Here is a 21,274-nt window from a genome sequence, read left to right as displayed (position 1 = left end):
GATTGAGAGGGCTTTCGCAAGTCTATCTTTTAATTTTGGACTGATTCTTCGTAATCACCATTAGGACAAACGATCTGCTTGCCCTTCTTGACCTTCTTTTCAATCAAGAAATGACCGTCTTTTGGACAGTTGCGGCCAATTGGCTTGTCCCATGAAACGAAATCACATTCCGGATAGCGCGAACAGCCATAAAAGACCCGATTCTTCTTAGACTTGCGCTCAACCACGTTCCCTTGTCCACACTTAGGACAGGTTACGCCGATATCTTTAACAATTGCCTTGGTATTGCGACAGTTCGGAAAGCGCGAGCAGGCATGAAACTTACCATAGCGTCCCATTTTAACGACCATTGGCGCACCACAGATCTCACAATTGCTGCCAGCCAGTTCATCATGCATCTCGATTTTGGCAACCTGTTCCTCGGCAGCTTGAACTTCCTTAGAGAATGGCTGATAGAACTTGTCAACCACCTTGACCCAGTTTTCCTTGCCCTCTTCAATACGGTCCAAGTCATCTTCAACCTCGGCCGTAAACTTGACATTAACGATTTCTGGGAACTGCTTAACAATGATTTGGTTGACGATCTCGCCCAGCTCAGTCGGTTCAAAGTGACGCGATACCAACCGAACATAGTAGCGGCGCTGAATCGTATCCAGCGTTGGCGCGTACGTGGAAGGACGGCCAACCCCATTTTCTTCCAGCGTCTTGATCAAGGCTGCTTCCGTATAGCGAGCAGGCGGCTGCGTGAAGTGCTGGGCTGGGTCATCGCTGATCATTTGGACCTGATCGCCTTGACTCAGATCTGGCAAAACATTGTCTTTTTCCTGACCGCGCTTGTAAACCTTAGTAAAGCCGTCAAACTTAACCTTGGATCCGTTGGCATGGAAATCGACCCCGTTTTGACTTAGTGAAACAGCCATCGTATCAATAACCTGTGGCGTCATCTGGCTGGCCACGAACCGACTCCAGATCAGACTGTAGAGTTTAAACTGATCAGCCGTCAGATACTGTTTCATCTCCGCGGGCGTACGATTGACCGAAGTTGGCCGAATCGCTTCGTGCGCGTCTTGGGCCCCTTCTGGCAACTTGCCTTTAACTGGCTTGATTGCGGCATATTGCTCCCCATAGTTTTCATGAATAAACTGGGAGGCTTCCTGCTTGGCGATTGAAGCAATCCGTGTTGAGTCGGTACGCATGTAGGTAATCAGACCGACCGCGCTGCCGTGACCGAGCGTAATCCCTTCATACAGCTGTTGGGCGGCCATCATCGTCTTGCGCGTGCGGAAATTGAGACGACGGTTGGCATCCTGCTGCATGGTGGAAGTAGTATATGGCGGCTGTGGCATCCGCTTGCGTTCTTTACGAACAACGTCATCAATCGTAAATGGCGTCTGACGATCAATCTTGGCCAATACTTTTTGAACGGCTTCGTTATTAGGCAGCGCAACTTTTTTGCCGTTTTCGCCATAAAAAGATGCCGCAAATTCGTCACGGCCTTTTTTGAACCGACCATCAATCGTCCAGTATTCTTCGGGCTTAAAATTGCGAATCGCCTGTTCTCTTTGAATGATCAGGTATAGAGCGACCGATTGCACGCGTCCGGCAGACAATCCCTTTTTGACCTTTTTCCAAAGAATCGGGCTGATTGAATAACCTACCAGACGATCCAAAACCCGCCGTGCCTGTTGCGCGTCAACCAGGTCCATGTTGATTTCACGTGGTTCCTTAAAGGCTTCCTTAACGGCGTCTTTGGTAATTTCGTTAAAGGTAACCCGGTTCTTATCTTTAGTGTCCAGCTTTAAAAGGTTGGCAACGTGCCAGGCAATCGCTTCCCCTTCTCGGTCCGGGTCAGATGCCAGATAGACGGCTTTGGCCTGTTTGGCATCCTTGCGCAGTTCCTTGATCACGTCACCCTTGCCACGAATCGAGATGTAGTCAGGCTGGTAGTTGTTTTCAATGTCAACCCCCATCCGACTCTTTGGGAGATCGCGAACATGTCCTAGACTGGCAACGACTTTATAGGTCCGCCCCAGATACTTGCCAATCGTTTTAGCTTTGGAAGGCGATTCGACGATCACCAGTTTTTTCTTGGTCTTAGGCCGTTTGGCAGTCGTTTTCTTAGTTGTTTTAGTGGCCGTTTTTGTAGTTTTAGTCTTGGCCGAAGTTGTTTTAGTAGTTGATTTTACAGTTTTAGTTGCCATCATCAGGCTCCTATCATGATGAATTTGATCGGTTTTACCTTCTATACTATTATATAGCTTCTTGTACGGTCAAACCCGTCTGTCTAATTTTGTTCAATTTTAACCATAATGAACCGATCAGATAGACCTCAATTAATCCAAAAAAGAAAATGGTCTAACTAGCGTACCAATATAATCGAGTTTATTAAAAAAATCAAGGCAACGATAAAATCATTTTACCGAAAAAATAATTCAAAAATTAATGCCGGGATTTTTGGTGTCAGATTAAACTTTTGGCATATAGCAATATATGAGGAGGGAAGAACGATGCATCTGCGTGAATTTATCCTAAAACTGAGTCTGTGCAGCTGCTTGAGCCGGCGCATGAAATATCGAATTTTGATGGCCGGGCTTCAGCAAAAGCAGATTACCAATCTGGCTAAATTGACTGATCACTTGAATATCACTTTTAGTAAACGAATGCAGTGGTTTGACGAATGGTCTAGTCATGAACTGCATTACCAAACTGAGCAAAACCTGCCAATACCGTTCATAACACCGCTTGATGCGCTCTATCCACGGCGTCTGCGGGAAATTTATGATCCGCCATTGGTCCTGTATTATCATGGTAATCTAAAACTATTGCAGTACCCTTGCCTAGCCGTGGTTGGATCAAGAAACGCCACTCCATATGGTGAACGAGCGATTAATCAATTATTGCCAGGCGTTATCAGCAGTCAAGCCGCAATCGTCAGTGGTCTGGCCAAAGGCATTGACGGCTTGGCTCACCAGATTACGCTGCTGGATGGTGGGGCTGCAATTGCCGTGATTGGCACCGGTCTGGATGGCAGCTATCCACGCTGCAACGCGGCCTTACAACAACAAATCGCACAGTATGGACTTTTACTAACCGAATATCCGCTTGCAACCACGCCCTACCCGAGCAATTTTCCCGAACGCAATCGGATCATTGCCGGTTTGTGTCATGCCTGTCTGGTGATTGAAGGCAGTCGACGCAGTGGCAGTCTGATCACGGCCAACCTGGCGCTGCAGGATAATCGCAATGTTGGCGCAGTTCCTGGACCAATCGATTCACCAATGTCGCTTGGAACCAACGAATTGATTGCTGCTGGGGCACGACCGATTCTATGCAGTCAGGACATCTTAGAAGAACTGCCTGCCTGGCTGTTTTCAGCAAAATAATGCAAAAAGGCACCGGCTCAAGTTCCGCAAACTCAAGCCGGTGCTGTTCATTTGACTTAGTGCTTAGCTGCTAATGCAGATATTTCTGAACTGGGGAAAACGAGTGCCGATGAATTGGGCAAGGTCCCAGTTCTGCCAGCCCTTGTAAATGCTGCTTGGTGCCGTAGCCCATATTTTCAGCAAAGCCATAGCCCGGATAGAGCCGATCGTAATCACGCATCAAATGGTCACGATATTCTTTGGCGACGATACTGGCAGCTGCGACACTAATACTTTTTTGATCACCTTTAATCAAGGTCGTCTGCGGAATATCAACTGCTAGCGGCACGGCATCGACAATCAGGTGAGAAGGTCGATGCGCCAAGGAATTCACGCTTCGAATCATCGCTTGTTGGGTAGCCGCGTAGATGTTGAGCTGATCGATAACCGTACATGGATTAACGGCAATGCTGACCTCCAAGGCTTCATTGACAATCTGCAGATACAGCTGCTCGCGCTCATGCCTGGTCAGCTGCTTAGAATCCGTAACTCCTACCAGATCAAAATCAGGTTTAAGAATCACGGCACATGTTACTACCGGACCAGCCAGCGGACCACGCCCAACCTCATCGATACCAGCGATGTATTGATGTCCTTTTTGCCACAACTCATTTTCATAGTAAAAACGCTTCTTAAATGCCGCATAACTGGCTGCCTGCCGCTCCAATCGGCGTTTCAACTGGATCAGCGCGGCTTGGACGCCTTTGCGCTCATCTCGCTGTAGTGACTGGACAAACGGATCATCAAACGTTGTCGCGTCCTTTAAACGGTCCTTGATTTCTTTGATACTCAGCTTATTCATTGCGACCCTCGGCGTTAATATCAGCTGGTTTTTCCAATGAAATCGTGCCCAGCTTACCCTTGCGCAAATCAAAGATCAGCCGCTCACTGCCGCGGTCGTAGTCATCACGAAAGCCCATCTTCTTAGTAATCGTCAGCAGCAGATCCGGATCAGTTACGCTTTCGTCCACATCAGCATCCGTCAGGTGATAGCGCTGCTTCAGCTCAGTCAGCCGATTGGCGCGTAGATACTGGAGGGCAAACAGCGCAACGTCATCCTTGGCAAACAGACTGTCCTTGATCGCGCCAGAAAGTGCCAGCATTAAGCCTTCCTTTTCAGTCGCAAACTTATGCCACAAAACACCTGGCGTATCCAACAGCTCCAGTTCGGCGGATGAGCGCAACCACTGCTGACCAGTTGTCACCCCGGGACGATTACCGGTTGCAGCCACGTTTTTCTTGACCAGGTGATTTAAAAGCGTTGATTTACCAACGTTGGGCACGCCGACACACATCGCCCGAATAGCCCGTTTTTTCATTCCCTTAGCCTGCTCGTTTGCCAGTTTTTCAGCCAATACCTGCTTAGCCGCGCTGGTAACCGTCTTGGCAACGCTGCGGGCGCGCGAGTCCAATGCCAGTACCGGCTGCCCATGATCCTTAAAGTACTGGAGCCATGCTTTGGTAACTTCCGGATCGGCCAAATCGGTTTTCGTTAAAATCAAAAGACGCGGCTTGTCGCCAGCTGCCAGGTCCACTTCAGGGTTTTGCGAGGAATAAGGCACCCGCGCGTCAACCAGTTCAAATACGATATCGACCAAAGGCATCTGTTCTCTGATCTGGCGCAATGCTTTAGCCATGTGACCAGGGAACCATTGAATTGTTGCCATTTTAGTTCCTCCTAAATTCTAATTCATTTTTTCTAGATAGAGTTGCCAGGCATCGTCAAAAATCGTCATTCCTGGCAGATAATCGGCATTTTCTTCCAAATAATGAGATATTTCATCAAAGTCTTGGGACTGCTTAGGAAATGTTGAGTCCAAAAAAGCATTGTTGGCAAACTGTTCAACCTCAGTAGGCTGATTGGGCTGCCTTAAGGTCATCAAAAAATGATAGAAGCTTTCACGAAACATCTGTCTCCCCCCTGTTAGTTATCCTGCGGCACGGTAATCAAAAATTTAAATTCCCCATCAGCCATGTTGATCTCATCGGCCTGCGCATGTACCGCCTTATTCTTGGTGTACTTGTTCAGATCCAGCAAAATCGTCTTTTTCTTTTGGTTGATATAGACCCAGTTTGGCAACTGATAGTTCTTTTTGATATAGCCCATGACGAACCCAATTGGCAGGTTAAGCCGCCCAACTGCCAGTCCCTTGGCTTTCAACAAAATATTGCCCTCGCTGGTTTTAACTGGGATGCAGTTCATCGAGTATTGCACGTTGACCCCCAAAAACTTGGCGTGCCCGATCACCGTTGCGTACTGATTGCCAACGATAAAGCGATACTGCGGTTTTTTAGACTTTTTCTGAATTTTCTTAATGTAGCTGTTAGCTAAAGCATTGACCTGTTTTTGATTTAAAACCAGTTCTAGTGACGTATCGCTGGCTTTAGGAGCCGCGGTTTCAGCTGGCGTTTTTACCGGCGCACTGGCCAAATGCATAACCGCCAACAGCGAGCCGATTAAGACGATTACCAAAACCCAAAAAGCAGCCTTCCAGCCATTGTATTGTTTTTTAATTTTGTCTTCCATATTCATTCAAATCATCCTACTTTTGCTGATATTCCCAGTCATCGTGTTGCAGCATCACCTTATACAAAGCATTGGTCATCTGATCATAACCTTTGCTGTTAGGGTGAAAATTATCTTCAGTTGAAATGTAGTTGTTTAGATTATGCGTATCGTTGTTCATAATCGCAATGACCTGCTTTTGAGTAACCTGATCGCTGTTGGCTTTTTGGGCCTGCTGTGAAAGTTTTTGCCGCTGCTTAACCGTTTTATATTGCCCATATGACATTAAATGATTAATATCAACAAAATAGGACGGACCATATTGTGCCACGGTCTGTTGCGTAATTTGATTCCATTTGGCGACTGATTCATTGATAACCGAGACGTCTGGGAAATAAGTATAGACCGGATCATAAATACTATACATAAAAATCGGTGCGGTAGCATTCTGTTTGCGAACCGCGGTCAGCAATTCGTTTAGCTTTTGCTGATAGGTCGTGCCTGCCTGCTCAATATTGCTCTCGATCTTATTGGTTGAGTTGCTCAGCAGATTGCTCTCCAACTTCTGCATCAAATCATTGCCGCCAACCGTCATCACAATCACATCGGCTTTTTTTAGATTGGCCCGCATTTCAGGCTGTTCGTTAAGCCGCTTGAGCATCTGGTCGGACCGATCGCCAGTTACCCCATAATTATACATGGTGACACGATTATGATAGTGTTTTTGCAGTTTGTTTTTAATCCGACCAACATAGCCTTGTTCGTTTTTATCATCGCCTTGACCATGCGTCAGCGAGTCCCCAATTGCGACCAGCGTCACACGCTTTTTTATGACCCGATCTTTTTGTGACGTCTGCTTAACCGTTGTTGGTGCTGAATGCTGCTGATGATACCAGTAACCACTCCCGCCGGCAACCGCCAAAACGATACCGATCAACAACAGCAAGCCTTTTTTGCCGCGCAGCATAACATTACCTCTCACTAAAAAAATTCTTAAAGCCAATTAAGATACATAAGAAGTATTATAGTGCATTTTGTCATGCTACCGCAAACTCGGAAGCGGATCCAACTGTCAATAATTTATGGATTGATTGTTCCAAAAAGAGTACAAAAAATACGGTTGACGACTTAATAAGCCGCAACCGCATATTCAGCAACTGCTTAAATCGATTATAGATTACGGTGGAAGAAGAACTTCTCAATCCAGCGACTATCCTTACGCAGCCTTACGTAGGCAATCACCGCAAAAATCAAGGCCCCGATGAAATCCGCGCACAAATCTCCCATCGTATCCATCAAGGCAGCCCGTCCCATCAGCAAATGACCATCTTTCATGTAGCGCTGTAGATTCATGCCAAACGAGTCGCAGGTGAATTCGTAAAATTCCCATAAAACGCCGCAAAAAACCGCAAACGCTGTCGCATACATACTGATAAAAAACGGTGGAATATGCTTAATCCCCTCATTAGGAATCAAACCACCAAAAGCCGACAACGCGAAGCCAGCCAGCAGTGCACCGCTGATTAGATGAAGGCCCTTGTCCCAGTACGGAATGCTATAAAAATGATAAATCGTCCCCAGATAGATTGCCCCATAGATAAACATCAAAAACAGGCTATAGAGCAGCGGTGGCAGATAAACCTTTAATTTAAGCGCCAAAAACTTAGGCAGCATGACGATCAACAGGCCAGCCACGATCTCAATATCCAGAAACCAGGCCGCTCCCGCAGCTTTAGTGGTTGTCGCCGTCAAAGCCGTTTTGGTCGTAAGCGCCAACGAGATCAGCATTGAAAGCACGATGAACCACAAAAAAACATTGAGCGCTTTTTCACTGATGTTTGAACCGTTTTTCATCATTGTCACTTCCTTTTATTTGAGTGTGCTGAACGATCATTGCTATAATCAGAGTGGAAAACTCGATTAAAGGAGCGGTAAATGATGGTCAAACAAGCACTCATTGTTTATTATTCTCAATTCAATAATACCACTAAACTTGCTAAATTAATTCAAGATGCGACTAAGGCTCCCGCATTGCGTCTGCACGTAGCCGACAGCGTCTATCCAAATAATATGGAAGCTACTGGTCGAATCTATCAAAAGCAGATAACGCAACACCAGCTCCCCACACTCACCAATTCCTTACCTAAACTGAATCAATATGATGTTATTCTGGTCGGTGGCCCAGTCTGGAACGGCAACGTAGCGGCACCAGTGATTGAGTTTTTGAGAACCATTCAAGGATATCAAGGTTTGATTGCGCCATTTTCGACTGCCTGGAGTGATTCTGACCATTATCAAAAAAATTTCGTTAAATGGGCTGGTCGGCTGCAGGTCACTGATGGCTTTCACATCACGACTCACGGTTCCCATCTGTTCAAAGCAAATAATCTGGCGGCCTGGCTGCGCAAATTATAATAAAAAAACGCTGTCGTCGACTCATCAAAAGCCTGCGACAGCATTTTTTTGTGGCCTTTTCAGCCTGCTCTTTAAAAGACAAAGTTGATCAGCAGCATGTAACAAAGCGTCCCCATGATCAAGGTTAAAAACAGACTATGCTTCCATAAATGTACGATCACCGTCACCACACCAGCAATGACTTCCGGTAGGCCATGCGTCCCGCCAAGCCAATTGACGTTGCGGTAACAGTATACGACTAACATCCCCATGATCGCGGCCGGTAAAAACTTGCCCAGTCCCGTTACGAAATCAGGCGTGGCAGCTTCCGTTCTAAAAAGCAGAAATGGCGTTAACCGGGTGGCAAAGTTTGCCAGCGCGGCTAAAGCAATGCAGATGATCTGCTCAGTCAGCGTCATTTTTATATCCCCCTTTTTCTCGGCGCCAGTAGATAATCGCATATTCAACTACCAAAACCAGCAAGGTCGCTACCAGAAAGTACGTCTTGCCAAACACCAAAAGGCAGGCAATCGTCACAATCACGCCGCTGGTTGAACTGAGATGGTCCTTTTCCTTTTGAAACTGATCAACAGCCAGGGCGATAAACAGCGCCGTCATAACAAAATCCATTCCGGGAATCTGTTTGCCGACCAAACTGCCCAGCGCGCCGCCTAAAAAAGCGCCCAAGATCCAGTAGCTGTGATCAAACAGCGAAATCAGCGTGTAGACTGAGTAGCGATTATATTCTTTAGGAATCGATAGACTATAGTTGACGACAAAAGTCTCATCGGTCAAGCCATAGATCAAAAAGAACTTGCGCCAGCCCGCACCACGATACTTTTTCAGCATTGAAAGGCCATAAAAGAACTGTCGAAAGCCAACAACCAAAGTTATCAAAACAACGTTGCCCGGCAGAAAGCTCTGAACCAGCATGGAAGCCAGGATAAATTCAACGGAGCCCCCATATACTACCGCTGCCATTATCGTGGGAAACCAAAAGCCAAAGCCCAGGTTGTGCATGTATAATCCGTAGCCGGTTCCTAAGATAACATAACCGAAAAAGATCGGTAACGAACTGTTAAAAGCAAAGCGCACGGTTTCTTGGCGCGTTGCCGGTGGTGATGCTTGCATATTTTTCTCTCCCCTGTGAATATGTGGTTACAAAGATTAATTGTAACGCAAGCCACCATTGATTAATAGAGCCTTTTTGTCTTCAATACATTTTATGCATTATTGCCAAACTGACGTCAACATGATTATGCCAGCAAGATACGGTTGTTGCCTGATTTTGATCAAGCAAGCCAGCAATCCGCAGCATTAACCGCAGACATTAGTGGGAGATTTTTGATTTCGGCACTGCTACAAGATCAGATTGATACTGTCAGGAAGCGAACTAGCGATAAGGCAGCCAACGATCCAGTTCCCGTCGCTTTTTCATTTGTTCCTGGCGCCACTGATGCCAACTGCTGCTGGCCTGGCTAACATGTTCAATCAGTTCACGATCGATTTTTTCACGGTATTCCGCTACTGGTTTGGTATAAAGTTTGCCATTTTTATCAAACTGATACCCGCCCCACATATGCTGACTGATTGGATCAAGCAGAATCGATTGCACATAGCGAACGCGACCAATTGCGTGATGCAGATCAGTATAACCCAGCGTTACGATGTCCAAAGAGTCGACGTAATTATTGATCTTATTGCGCAAAACCGCTGCCTGGGCTTTCTGCTGATTATCAAGCAGCCAGTAGACGTTGGGACCCTCGTAAAGCCAGGCTTCGTTTAGACTGGTTGGGTAGATGCAATTGGCAAGGGCATACTGGGCATTGATTGCACCTAGCGAATGACCATAAATATAGTAATGCGCCGTTAAATCCTGCTGCATCAAATGGTTCAACAAACCTGCTGCCGACTTGAGCTGGGAAGGAATCTCGCCAACACGATGCTCAACGATTAAGCGACCAATCGGCAGATTAGTGGCCAGCCACTCATTAGACCAAGTCGTTGGGTTACCATGTCTTAAGCCAGATGACCCCCGAAAAAGCACCGTTATCTCATTATGGTCTTGATGATGGTTGACGATAATTGTCCCTCGCAGACCATCCTGCTTATAAAATGCTCGTTTAACACGGCCAATTCGCTTACCATTAGATAATCTGACATGGTCGCCAACACCTAATGGCTGATATTCCAAACCGGCCAGTTCAACTCGTTGCTGATCCGTTAACTGAGCGTTTGCATCCATTCTTTCACCTCAAAATAAAAAACGACTTCAATGATCGGTATGACCTATTGAGTCGATTTTATCATACTTATTTACTTTTCTTGAATTGGCATTTCGTAGACGTATGAGGTTTCTTCAGGACGATAAACGCCATGCAGAGTTCCCACGCGCGTAAAGCCGTACTTTTCAATCAGATGCTGCATTGGCTGGTTGTCTTCGTGAGTATCGATCCGCAGTGACTTGATGCCCTTTGGATTCTCCTTAACGTAGTCGATTACGTTTTTAAATAAACCGGAAGCGTAGCCATTGCCGGCATGGTCAGAGTGAATGGCAACTCGGTGAATAACCAGGTAGTCATCAGTATCAACGAGCCATTTGCCATCCAATTCATCGTAAGAATGGTCAGGCGCCGTTACGATTGCAAAAGCTCCCACCGTTTCATGATCGTCGGAATGTACCAGGTATGCAAAGCCATGTTCGATATCTTCTTGGATATGTTCAACGTTTGGATAATCGCCTTGCCATTGATCAATTCCACTTTCCGCCAACTGATTGCGGCCATCACGCAGAATTTCGACAATGCGGTCCAGATCCTTCATTTCGGCTTTTTCAATATGCATAGCACAACCTTCTTTCCTTAAAATATCAAGCGTTAATCAATTTAACATATTTTGCAGAAAATTGACAACAAAATGGTCAAATTCACCAAAGCGACTTAGAATAACATCATCAACATTGATACGAGGCGAACATTTTGAAATATAAATTCTGGCTTAAAATTATGCTGACAATCTGTCTGATGATGACCATTGTTTCATCGGTCAAAGCAGCCGCACTGAATTCTCAAAAATACGTTCAGTCAACCACGCCAACCTTTTTCTTTCATGGCTGGGGCAGCGGGGCGCATGCCGAACGACACATGGCTCAAGCCGCGATTGATGCCGGCGTTACCAAAACCGTCATCGTGGCCAATGTCGCGCAAAACGGTACGGTCGAGCTGGAAGGCAAGATTCCCCACGGCGCGATCAACCCAATCATTGAAGTCAACCTGATCGATAATGAGAACTCAAACTACACTACGGATGGTCATTACGTTGCCGCGGCCATCCAAAAAGTGTGCCAAACCTATCATTTTAAAAAATATCAGGTTGAAGCGCATTCCATGGGCAACATGGCGTTTCTTTATTGTCTGCTGCAAAACGCCAATAATTCTAAGTTTCCTAAGCTGCAAAAAGAAGTCGCCATGGCGGGTACCTTTGATGGCGTGATTGGCTGGAATCAACCCGCTAACCTGCAGTATAACGAGCAGACCGGCGAAGCCACGCCAGCCACTAAATCCTATCAGAAACTCAAAAAACTGCGCCGTACCTATCCCACCACCGCCCGTGTCTTAAACATCTATGGCGATCTAGGCGATGGCACCGACAGTCAGGTAGACAACAAATCATCCAAAGCCTTGAAGTACCTGGTCGTTGGTCGGGCCAAATCATATCAGGAACAGCGCATCACGGGGGCCAATGCCAAACATGAGCTTTTGCACCGCAATCCACAAGTCGACGCAATCTTGATCAAGTTTTTATGGGGCAAATAAGCAGCGCGGCATCACAAGGAATGACGATGCGACCGTCAACTAAATTTTGAATACTCTTGGCCGCAATCCTGAGCGCATCAAGGTGCAGATATTGCTCAACTTGACCTTGTTTCAAACTGTCATACGGCCATCCACCAAACCCAGCTGTTGTGATTCAGTCAAGTAGTTCGGCATTCCACGATAACTGGAGAAAGTGCTCACGACTGAGTACGATGGCAGCCATAAGTCCCATCGAACCCATAATCGATCACCAGCTGTCAGCACGCCTAACGCAATCGGGCAGTTTTAGACAAATTAGGTATTATTGACTAGAAGAAAAAATGCACCCATTAAAACATTCCAAGTTGGGTGCATAAAACATATGAAAGAAATATCATTACCTACAATCAATGAAAAATTGATGTATAGTAGGTAAAATTTCGTGTATATCAAATTAGGAACCCCTAACTTTACCTACAAACGGCCGAAAAAATAAAAATAGTAGGTAAATTACAGTTATGGTTTAGACCGTTCAGCCGTAAAATATGCGAGATTACCTACGATCAGCCCCAAAATTCGCTAAAGTAGGTAATTTTCACGAAAACGATTATACAGCTACCTACTATCGGCTAAAAAATTCAAAATCGAAGGTAAAGCAGTCGCGAATCTTCCCCCTCTAGATCGAACAGTATTGACACGTCGCGTAATCTGTCAATTATCTGCCTAACCGAGCCGACAGAAACAATAACAGCCGAGTGGAACATTCATGATCCTAAATCCGGTTTCCTGTAAAGTCAACGCACAATCAAGAATGAAGCGCTGTTCCATCAAGAATGCCATTAGCCGCCCTGACGAATGTACATCCATAATCAAATCCCGGGTAATACCGTGCTGCTCGTAAAAACAGCTATGGCGATCTGACTACTTTAAACTGCTTAATGCGGTATCGATTGGCTGGCTGCCATCGTGCATCATGATCACCTTGCCAATCGTATTTGAATGTTCAAGGGTTTTTACTAATACGGCAGCAACATCAGGAATCGCGTTATGTCCTGAATTGCCATCATTCAAAGCAACCATCCCCGTAGCTGGACGTTCATCCAAGATTCCCGCCTGGATAATCGTCCAATCCAATCCCGGATGATCAATCAGCCAGCGATCCGCATAGAACTTGGCGATATTATAATCAGTAATGGCTTTTAAGGCCGGAATCTCCGCCCATTTATCCTGTTCAAGCGCGAACGCAGAGCTCAGCTGAATGAAGCGTTTGATGCCATTTTGCCGGCTTGCTTCTGCCAGTTTGACGCTGCCGTTTAGATCAACCTGCAGCAGATCCTTGCCACGAGATCCCGCTGTAAAAATTACCGCGTCAACTTTGCCTAATGCTTCTTGCAACTCGGTAACGGAGGCGTGCAGATCTAGTTTCACTTTTAACACGTCCGATTGATTGATCTTTTCTAGCTGACGAGCCCCTGCGACTACTTCATGACCTGCTTTTTGGAGCTCGGTAACTACCGCTTGCCCCACTCGTCCCGTAGCTCCAGCGACAAAAACTTTCATTTTAATCTCCTTTCAGCTGCACTAGTGATTTACTATCTACTCTATGCTAACTTTTTGTAAGCAAAAAAACAAATTTTCAGTCTTCCAACAGCCAATTCCGTTCTATCATTCTTAAAGGCGTCAGTGATTGGTCGTTTATCGCTGCGGAATAGTTGCAAACCATCGCTAATCCGGCTGTAGAACAGTGACAGTCGGATTAGTTTGACTGATGGCCACTTGCTTGAGCACCCGCTGCGTCATTTGAAAATAATTCTTATAAAGCGCCGTGTAACGTCCCGTATTCTTATCAACGAGCCATGGCTTATGACGACCGCAATAGTGCAGAATTACCGTATGTTTGATGACCCAGTCCAGCGTCCACTCGCCAAAGCTGATCGTCTCATAGGTCTGGCCTTTACGGGCATCAAAATTATAAAGCTGATCGGGAACCGTTTTGATATCCTTGCCATATAACGCATTCAACACGTCCTGGTCAGGCAGCAGCAAGACGTGTTCGCGGATGTATTCGTAGATGTCTTCGGCATGAACTCGCTGCCGAATCAGATCCAGGTTCATCAATAACACTCCGGAATTATAATAGCCATCCGCGTCAAAATTCTGCAGCCGAATCTTATTGATGACTTCTGTTGTGCCAGTTAAGCCGGTGTGAATTGCCGAAGCATACAGGTAGCCATCTAAATCAGTATCATAAAGCGATCCAACATCATTAATGCACAATACGTCGGCATCTAAATATAGAATGCGGTGCAGCTGTTTTGGCAGGTATTGATGAGCCAGCAGACGATAATAGATGGTCTTAGGATAGCGGTCGGTAACCGGTGCCTGGTCAAATTCCTCGTCTTTAATCACAATTGGATGATAATGCATTCCCCATAGCTCGCAGATTTGCTTGATTTCCTTGGTATGGGCCAGTTTTTGTGATTGAATCACATACACGTCAATCTGGCGCGATTGGGAATTGAGTCGGATCGAATTTAGGACCGTCAGCATTTGACGCCAAAATCGATCATCAATTGAAAACAATAGATTCAAAATGTTCACTCCTCATAACAGCTATTAGTTCCATTTTAGATGACCAGACAGATTTTGCACGAAGCAAATACTGTAAAACGTTTCTTAGACCAATTTAACAGCTGACCAATCTCGTTGCCTCAATTCAAGGTTCTACTTGTCAAACCGTTTAAATTGGCTTACGATCGAATGGTGACAATTGCGATTTTATTATTTATTTAAGAGGGAAAAATTTATGGAACAAGCAGCACAATTGGAGGCCATCAAACGCTATACCATTCAAAAGCTGGGCAGCGACAGTACCGGTCATGGTCTTGACCATATCATGCGCGTGGTACGGATGACCAAAAAGCTGATCGAAACCGAGGCTGCCAATGAGTTTATTGCCGTTGCCGCGGCCTACCTTCATGATACGATTGATGAAAAACTGGTAATCAGCGTGCAGGAAGCCGAAGAAGAATTAGAGGATTTTTTGCGACGCATTGATCTAACTAATGAACAGATTCAAGCAATCATGGATATCATTTCCAATATGTCATTTGCCGATACGCTGGGCGATGCACGACCAACCTTATCGCGCGAAGGACGGATCGTGCAGGATGCCGACTGGCTGGATGGTCTGGGCAGTATTGGTATTACGCGAGCTGTTTATTACGGTGGCAGCCATGGCGAGCGCATCTATGACCCGCTGATCAAGCCGCGTGAACACATGAATCGTGAAGAATACCGCACGGAACGCGATGAGACTGTCATTAATCATTTTTACGAAAAACTGCTGAAGATCAAAGACATGCTAAATACAGAAACGGCTCGCAAAATTGCCGCTCATCGTCAGCAGATCATGGAAGACTTTTTAAATGAGTTTTTCTTGGAATGGGATGCCAAAGCCTAATTTACAAACTAAAAGCCAAGCTGCCGGATCCGGTGCTTGGCTTTTTGATTGGACGGTTAATTTTCCCGTCTCTATATAAACATTAAGCTTTTTGAGCTACTACCGTTTCTTCTTGCCCCAGTACTGGAATAGATCGGTTCTTAAGGCACCATTGTAAAGCTTACGGCGTTTGGTAGCTTTTTGGCCATAGTAGGTTTCAAACTCTAAATCGGCCGTCAAGATATACTTGCTCCAAGTCGTCATTGGCCGATAGATCTCGCCCATCTGCCGATACAGCTCACGCACTGATTCTTGATCGCTCAAACGCTCACCATATGGCGGGTTGGCTACAATAACGCCATTAATCTTGTCAGTGTGCCAATCCTTGACTGCCAGTTGCTTAAACGTGATGTCATGCGTCAAGCCGGCTGCCTGACAGTTTTTCTGAGCAATATCGATCATATTCTGGTCAATATCGTAGCCATGAATATCTAATTCGATATCATAATCGGCCTTGGCGTCAGCCTCATCGCGCACGTCATCGCTCAGATTTTTGGGCATCAGATTGACCCAGCGCTCACATTGAAAGTCGCGATTGATGCCGGGAGCAATATTATGACCAAGCAAAGCGGCCTCGATTGGAATCGTTCCTGAACCACAAACGGGATCAACGAACGGATTATCTGGGAACCAGTGGGCAAGCATCACCAGAGCCGCTGCCATGTTTTCTTTTAATGGTGCGCCCCCCTTACCCTTGCGATAGCCGCGCTTGAACAGGCTGGGGCCAGTCGTGTCAAGCGTTAACAGTACGTGATCCTTATTGATAGCAACTTCCAGCGGATAGGTCGCCCCGGTTTCACTCAGCCGCGTCCGTCGATGATAAACGGTACTCAAACGGTCAACGATTGCTTTTTTGACGATTGCCTGTACGCTGGGAACATTATGCAGCTGTGAGTGATGACTCTTGCCCTCAACCGGAAAAGCCGCGTCAATTGGCAACAAATCTTCCCATGGCAATGCCTTGGTCTGTTCAAACAAGCTATCAAAATCAGTTGCGTCAAATTCACCAACGATAATCTTAACCCGATCAGCCGTCCGCAGCCATAAATTAGCCACCATGATATCGCGCAGATCGCCTTCAAAACGCACCCGGCCATTTTCGACCTGCGTTTCATAGCCCAGTGCTCGCAGCTCCTTGCCTACCAAGGCTTCAATCCCGGCTGCCGCAGTAGCTATCAAATGAAATTTTTGCAATATTAAAACTCCTCATGAAAAATTTGCTGACATCATTTTACCATAAACATCAAACTGTAGCTTGTCGGATCAATGCTTACTCGCGCCTCACGCTAATTTGATCGTGCCAAACTACCCCTAATGCCAATCAGGGCCGCGCCACATTCCCCAGCCAATCTGCTTAAATCAAAATGGCTTGCCGACAATGAAAAAACATAGTCAGTAAGCCGTTTTTTTTATTTGAAAATATTTTCAAATAAGCTGCTTATCAATTTACTGAAAAATTCAACAATGGGCATCCAGCACGAAACCGTTACTGAAGTATATCCTTAATCGTCTGCCACATCATTGCGTGCTGATGATTGAAAAACTTCGGCGCATCGTCCAAAGAAAAGTAACGGGTCTGCACCGTCTCGGTCGGTTTAAAAGCAGCTTGTCGACTGTTGACTTCCTTAACTAAAAAGAAGGCATTAATTGGCTGAACTTGATCGCCATTTGGATAAGTATAGAATTCTTGATCCGAAATCTTAAGCAATTTGACTGGCTCAACCTCAATGCCGGCATCTTCTTTAAATTCACGCTTGACCGTATCCCGAAATGACTCGCCAAATTTCATATAGCCGCCAGGAAATCCCCAATCACCAGTATCAGCCCGCTCCTGGAGCAACACTTGCTTCTTTTCATTAACCAATGCTCCTGAGGCACTGGTCATAATCAACGGCTGATGCCCGACTTTTGCACGTAAATTTTTAATATAGGCCATATAGATCCTTCCTCATGTCTTTTTGATCAATTTTAACATGCATCAACAATCATTAGCGATTATCTCATGCAGCCACCGCTTGCTAAGACTTTTGATCATATAATGAACAGCGGTCGACCACTGCTTTTTATTCTTTAATTTTTGAAATTGTCCACTACTTAGCAGGCAACACGGTTCAATATGGTGTGCTTACCTTCAAGTATAGAAGAACTTAAGCTTTAATTATATGCGGTTTGTTATAATGTGCTCTATCTGTGCAATATCTTATTAAAGATAACCCGTAGTGGCGCATCAGAATTATATGAGAAAACATTTTTCTCATAGACATATCCTGCAATAAAATACATTATCACTGCACCAATCATAGAAATCAAAACCGATATCCATCCAGCTTGATAAGATGCGGCTCCTTGTGCTAATCGAACTGGCATTATTCCTTGACTCATGAATGGTAAATATGACAAGACCCTTGCAATACCCATATTGGGACTATTTTGTGTTAAAAAGCTCAAAAAATATGGAATCATCATAATGCTAGCGACACTTGTCGTTGCCTGTGAGATATCTTCTGAGCGAGATACAAAAGATGCAAAACAAGCTGACAAAAATATATAAGCTGCCAAAGAAAATAACGTCAACATAGTTACGATTAGTACGTAGGTAGTATCAATGTGTTGAAGATACTTCGTGAGATTAAACCAGTCATGATATTTTGTATGCTTCAAAATAGTATAAGAAAAAGCAGCAATTACGGAATAAATCAATAGCTGTAAAATCACTAAAAATCCTATTCCCAACATTTTCCCAGCAAAATGCTTTTTGGGAGAAATTGCAGCTAAAACTCCTTCAATCAAATGATTTCCTTTTTCATTACCAAGTTCGGCACCTGTTATACTGATATAGCTTGTTAAAAAGAAGAATGCGACTATTACTACTGCCTCGCTAAAATTTTGTGCAGTCTCACTGTTATTAAGTTTAATGGTTGCTTCCTTATTTACTATCTCCCTTTTAATTGTTGGTAACTTATTTAAACTTATCCATTCCCTAGCAGATATACCATGACTAGCAGCAATCCTTTGCGAGCGTAGCGACGCTAAATCGGTTTTTAATGCATTTATCGGGAGTGATGCTTCTGAATCAGCATTATATTTATAGGTTATTTTTGAAATATCTTTATTAACATATAGAATGCCATCTAAAACTCCATCAGCTAAATACATTTTTAAACGTTTTGAATCATTGGTATTAATTTTCTTATTAACTTGATAGGAAGTAGATTTCTTTGATTCTAACGCATTTTTTATATTATTATCTGCAACAACAGCAATAATAGGTCGTTCACTTGTACTTTGATGCTGCATGTATTTAGCAAAGCAAATTCCAATTATTGCTACTACGATTGGTGCAAGTATCATCCAGTAATAGGTTGGAGATAGTGATCTCTTTTTAAATACCATCTTGGCAACTGACAGAATCTTACCCATGACTTACTTTTTCCTCCTTCTTAATTACCAACCGAAAAATATCATCTAATGTCGGTGGTAATAGTCTATATCCTTGCAAAGACGGAAACTTGCGAGCATACATAATGGCTGACTTTGCATGCTTTTCGGAATCAAAAGTGATAATTTTTCCAGGATAATCATCAGAAGACTCCAACGCACCTGATAATTCGCCTATTGATAAATCATCAAAGACGCCTTCGAGATATATCTTTGTTTTGCCAAATTTCTCTCTAACTTCATTAATTGGTCCATAAAGACGTGGTTTTCCATTTACAATCATCAAAATTTTGTCAGAAACTTCAGCAACATTTTTCATATTGTGTGAGGAAAAAATAACAGCCGTTCCGTTCTTTTTTAGTTTTTTAACAGTTTCTATCAACAACTCAATATTTACAGGATCCAACCCAGAAAATGGCTCGTCTAAAATCACTAGCTTGGGCCGATGGATAAGTGAAGTTATTAATTGTACTTTTTGTTGATTCCCTTTAGACAAATTTTTAATCTTAGTTTTTTCATTCCCTTTGACTGAAAGAGCATCCATCCATAAAGGTAAATCAGCAGCTGCCTTTTTTAAATCATACCCATGTAGTCCAGCAAAATATAAGACTTGCTGTTTTATTGTCATATCAAGATAAAGTCCTCGTTCTTCTGGTAAAAACCCAATTGTGTCTAGTACTTTTTCATTAAGTTCATGACCATTAACTATGATGCTTCCTTGATCTGGTTTCAAGAAATTCATAATCATTTTAAATGTCGTAGATTTTCCTGCACCATTTTGTCCAACAATACCTAGAACCTCACCTTTATTAACATTAAAACTGAGATTATCTACTGCTGTAATTTCACCAAATTTTTTAGTTATATTGCTTACTTCTAACATTTTATTCATTCCTAATTACATATTTACTATACATTTATTCTATGATAAATGTATTATACATTCAATAGAAAGGAGGAATCTACTATGCCTTGGGTAGCTGGTATCGGTGTAGGCGCAGCTTATCTGTGGTTTTTTTGCTAAGAAAGCTCGCTAACCTAAAAACATCTTTAAATTGACATTGTATAAATAATCATTTTAAGCATTTCATTATGCATATGCATAATGAAATGTTTTTTTATTTTTGTTTATAGAGTGTTACATTTGTTTCCGATTGATCTCCTATAATGTCTAAGGTAAGCACACCATAACGGTACGGGTTGAAAAATACACGAAAAAATGAGGCATCTCGCGGCTTGGCGAGATGCCCCATTTCATTATCCTAGTAATTTTATTTGCCGCAAATCTGCTGAACGGTTGGATTCCATGGCAAATAAGCCTTCAGATCCAGGTTCTGAGAGCGTGTGTAGGCTTCAAAGATCAATTTTAGATATTTGAAGACATCCAGATGATTTAGTTTGGCCGTCTGAACGATCGTATAGAAAATCGCATTGGCCTCCGCACCGGCTGTCGATTTCGCAAACAGGCTGTTTTTGCGAATAATGGTCGACGGTCGGATGCTCTGCTCAACCGAGTTATTGCTTAACGGCAGCTCACCAATCTCAAAGATTTGGTATACACGCTTTAATAATGAAAATGGCTAAAGATTAATGTTTTAAGTAACATAATCTTCAGCCATTTTTCTATTTTCGGACTTCCTTCCCAGTCCCTTTCTTAGTTTTCTAAAGAAGTTAACTAAACATGCCAGTGTTCCTGCTTAAACTGTTCTCGACCGCCAGCTTCCTCTTTAGCATAGCGTTCTGGATTCTTTTTATAGAACTGTTGATGATAATCCTCAGCTAAATAAAACGGCTGGGCGTCCTCAATTTTAGTAACGATTGGATCATCGAAAATCCCACTGTCAGCCAGTTTTTGTCGCGATGTCTCGGCAATCCGCCGCTGCTCATCATCCTTAACGAAGATTACAGGGCGGTAGTTGTCGCCACGATCTTGAAACTGACCCATGGCATCGGTTGGATCAGTCTGATGCCAGTAGATCTCAACCAGCTGTTCATAAGAAACCTTGGCGGGATCAAACGTAATGCGCACCGCCTCCGTATGACCAGTCGTTCCCGTTTTAACCTGCTCATAGGTCGGATTTTCAACGTGCCCGCCCGTATAACCAGATTCTACCTTTTCAATGCCGGGGTAGGTATCAAATGGCTCAACCATGCACCAGAAACATCCTCCAGCAAAAATTGCCGTCTCAAAACTCATCTTGACTGCCCCTTTCGTTTA

23 protein-coding genes are annotated in these 21,274 nt (G+C 44.2%); 4 read left to right on the top strand and 19 right to left on the bottom strand.

The annotated features are described in order from the left end of the window. Window positions 1-29: 29 nt before the first annotated feature. Window positions 30-2,201, bottom strand: a complete 2,172-nt coding sequence (gene topA, locus ACLUWI_RS04980) for a type I DNA topoisomerase (RefSeq protein WP_412146408.1) — start codon at window positions 2,199-2,201, stop codon at window positions 30-32. Window positions 2,202-2,507: 306 nt separating this feature from the next. Between topA and dprA the strand changes: the two genes are divergently transcribed. After that, on the top strand, window positions 2,508-3,383 hold the full coding sequence (gene dprA / locus ACLUWI_RS04975) for a DNA-processing protein DprA (protein ID WP_412146407.1): 876 nt from the start codon (window positions 2,508-2,510) through the stop codon (window positions 3,381-3,383). Window positions 3,384-3,453: 70 nt separating this feature from the next. Here dprA and ACLUWI_RS04970 read toward each other — a convergent pair whose 3' ends face one another. The 6 genes from ACLUWI_RS04970 to ACLUWI_RS04945 form a co-directional block, all read right to left on the bottom strand. Next, a complete protein-coding gene (locus tag ACLUWI_RS04970; protein WP_412146406.1) occupies window positions 3,454-4,224 on the bottom strand; it encodes a ribonuclease HII in 771 nt (256 codons plus the stop codon). Next, window positions 4,217-5,089: a ribosome biogenesis GTPase YlqF gene (ylqF, locus tag ACLUWI_RS04965; RefSeq protein ID WP_412146405.1), complete on the bottom strand. Its 873-nt coding sequence runs from the start codon at window positions 5,087-5,089 to the stop codon at window positions 4,217-4,219. The genes ACLUWI_RS04970 and ylqF overlap by 8 nt, the downstream gene beginning before the upstream one ends. An 18-nt stretch (window positions 5,090-5,107) precedes the next feature. Beyond that, entirely contained in the window at window positions 5,108-5,332 is a 225-nt protein-coding gene (locus ACLUWI_RS04960; protein ID WP_270635695.1) for a YozE family protein, read from the bottom strand. A 14-nt stretch (window positions 5,333-5,346) separates the two neighbouring features. Further along, window positions 5,347-5,949 carry a YpmS family protein gene (locus ACLUWI_RS04955; RefSeq protein ID WP_412146404.1) on the bottom strand — a complete coding sequence of 201 codons (603 nt, stop codon included), beginning with the start codon at window positions 5,947-5,949 and terminating at the stop codon, window positions 5,347-5,349. A gap of 16 nt (window positions 5,950-5,965) precedes the next feature. Further along, window positions 5,966-6,895: an SGNH/GDSL hydrolase family protein gene (locus ACLUWI_RS04950; RefSeq protein ID WP_412146403.1), complete on the bottom strand. Its 930-nt coding sequence runs from the start codon at window positions 6,893-6,895 to the stop codon at window positions 5,966-5,968. 203 nt (window positions 6,896-7,098) lie between these two features. Then, complete coding sequence (locus ACLUWI_RS04945) at window positions 7,099-7,782, bottom strand: hypothetical protein (RefSeq protein WP_240936893.1); 684 nt, start codon at window positions 7,780-7,782, stop codon at window positions 7,099-7,101. Between the two features lie 81 nt (window positions 7,783-7,863). Here ACLUWI_RS04945 and ACLUWI_RS04940 point away from each other — a divergent pair, with 81 nt between their 5' ends. Then, on the top strand, window positions 7,864-8,343 hold the full coding sequence (locus tag ACLUWI_RS04940; protein ID WP_412146402.1) for a flavodoxin family protein: 480 nt from the start codon (window positions 7,864-7,866) through the stop codon (window positions 8,341-8,343). A gap of 71 nt (window positions 8,344-8,414) precedes the next feature. Here ACLUWI_RS04940 and ACLUWI_RS04935 read toward each other — a convergent pair whose 3' ends face one another. From ACLUWI_RS04935 to ACLUWI_RS04920, 4 genes are all read right to left on the bottom strand, one after another. Beyond that, window positions 8,415-8,741 (bottom strand): branched-chain amino acid transporter permease, encoded by a 327-nt coding sequence (locus ACLUWI_RS04935; RefSeq protein WP_412146401.1) that lies wholly within the window; start codon window positions 8,739-8,741, stop codon window positions 8,415-8,417. Continuing rightward, window positions 8,728-9,453 (bottom strand): AzlC family ABC transporter permease, encoded by a 726-nt coding sequence (locus tag ACLUWI_RS04930; protein ID WP_412146400.1) that lies wholly within the window; start codon window positions 9,451-9,453, stop codon window positions 8,728-8,730. The genes ACLUWI_RS04935 and ACLUWI_RS04930 overlap by 14 nt, the downstream gene beginning before the upstream one ends. A gap of 262 nt (window positions 9,454-9,715) precedes the next feature. Next, a complete protein-coding gene (locus tag ACLUWI_RS04925) occupies window positions 9,716-10,567 on the bottom strand; it encodes a hypothetical protein (RefSeq protein ID WP_412146399.1) in 852 nt (283 codons plus the stop codon). Between the two features lie 71 nt (window positions 10,568-10,638). Beyond that, window positions 10,639-11,166, bottom strand: a complete 528-nt coding sequence (locus ACLUWI_RS04920) for a GNAT family N-acetyltransferase (RefSeq protein WP_074505094.1) — start codon at window positions 11,164-11,166, stop codon at window positions 10,639-10,641. 161 nt (window positions 11,167-11,327) lie between these two features. On the opposite strand from ACLUWI_RS04920, the gene ACLUWI_RS04915 reads away from it, so the two are divergent. Next, window positions 11,328-12,137, top strand: a complete 810-nt coding sequence (locus ACLUWI_RS04915; protein ID WP_412146425.1) for an alpha/beta hydrolase — start codon at window positions 11,328-11,330, stop codon at window positions 12,135-12,137. Window positions 12,138-13,037: 900 nt separating this feature from the next. Here ACLUWI_RS04915 and ACLUWI_RS04910 read toward each other — a convergent pair. After that, complete coding sequence (locus tag ACLUWI_RS04910) at window positions 13,038-13,676, bottom strand: NAD(P)H-binding protein (RefSeq protein WP_412146398.1); 639 nt, start codon at window positions 13,674-13,676, stop codon at window positions 13,038-13,040. 165 nt (window positions 13,677-13,841) lie between these two features. Continuing rightward, the gene (locus ACLUWI_RS04905) at window positions 13,842-14,708 is read right to left on the bottom strand and encodes a glycosyltransferase family 8 protein (RefSeq protein ID WP_272208720.1); all 867 of its coding nucleotides are present in this window, start codon (window positions 14,706-14,708) and stop codon (window positions 13,842-13,844) included. A gap of 214 nt (window positions 14,709-14,922) precedes the next feature. On the opposite strand from ACLUWI_RS04905, the gene ACLUWI_RS04900 reads away from it, so the two are divergent. After that, window positions 14,923-15,579 (top strand): HD domain-containing protein, encoded by a 657-nt coding sequence (locus ACLUWI_RS04900; protein WP_169462262.1) that lies wholly within the window; start codon window positions 14,923-14,925, stop codon window positions 15,577-15,579. A 99-nt stretch (window positions 15,580-15,678) separates the two neighbouring features. On the opposite strand, the gene ACLUWI_RS04895 is transcribed toward ACLUWI_RS04900, so the two are convergent. The 6 genes from ACLUWI_RS04895 to msrA all read right to left on the bottom strand — a co-directional run bounded on the left by ACLUWI_RS04895 (window position 15,679) and on the right by msrA (window position 21,253). Continuing rightward, a complete protein-coding gene (locus ACLUWI_RS04895; protein ID WP_412146397.1) occupies window positions 15,679-16,812 on the bottom strand; it encodes a THUMP domain-containing class I SAM-dependent RNA methyltransferase in 1,134 nt (377 codons plus the stop codon). Window positions 16,813-17,104: 292 nt separating this feature from the next. Beyond that, window positions 17,105-17,554: an NUDIX hydrolase gene (locus tag ACLUWI_RS04890; protein ID WP_412146396.1), complete on the bottom strand. Its 450-nt coding sequence runs from the start codon at window positions 17,552-17,554 to the stop codon at window positions 17,105-17,107. 248 nt (window positions 17,555-17,802) lie between these two features. Further along, the gene (locus ACLUWI_RS04885; RefSeq protein ID WP_412146395.1) at window positions 17,803-19,038 is read right to left on the bottom strand and encodes an ABC transporter permease; all 1,236 of its coding nucleotides are present in this window, start codon (window positions 19,036-19,038) and stop codon (window positions 17,803-17,805) included. After that, window positions 19,031-19,939 (bottom strand): ABC transporter ATP-binding protein, encoded by a 909-nt coding sequence (locus tag ACLUWI_RS04880; RefSeq protein ID WP_412146394.1) that lies wholly within the window; start codon window positions 19,937-19,939, stop codon window positions 19,031-19,033. Before ACLUWI_RS04880 ends, ACLUWI_RS04885 begins: the two co-directional genes overlap by 8 nt. Before the next feature lie 388 nt (window positions 19,940-20,327). Further along, the gene (locus ACLUWI_RS04875) at window positions 20,328-20,606 is read right to left on the bottom strand and encodes an IS66 family transposase (protein WP_412146424.1); all 279 of its coding nucleotides are present in this window, start codon (window positions 20,604-20,606) and stop codon (window positions 20,328-20,330) included. Between the two features lie 125 nt (window positions 20,607-20,731). Continuing rightward, the gene (gene msrA, locus ACLUWI_RS04870; protein ID WP_412146393.1) at window positions 20,732-21,253 is read right to left on the bottom strand and encodes a peptide-methionine (S)-S-oxide reductase MsrA; all 522 of its coding nucleotides are present in this window, start codon (window positions 21,251-21,253) and stop codon (window positions 20,732-20,734) included. Window positions 21,254-21,274: the final 21 nt, after the last annotated feature.

Source organism: Limosilactobacillus mucosae, assembly GCF_046939755.1.
GTDB lineage: Bacteria > Bacillota > Bacilli > Lactobacillales > Lactobacillaceae > Limosilactobacillus > Limosilactobacillus mucosae_A.
The sequence above is the reverse complement of the archived record's forward strand: the minus strand, read 5'-3'. Positions and strand labels throughout refer to the sequence as shown.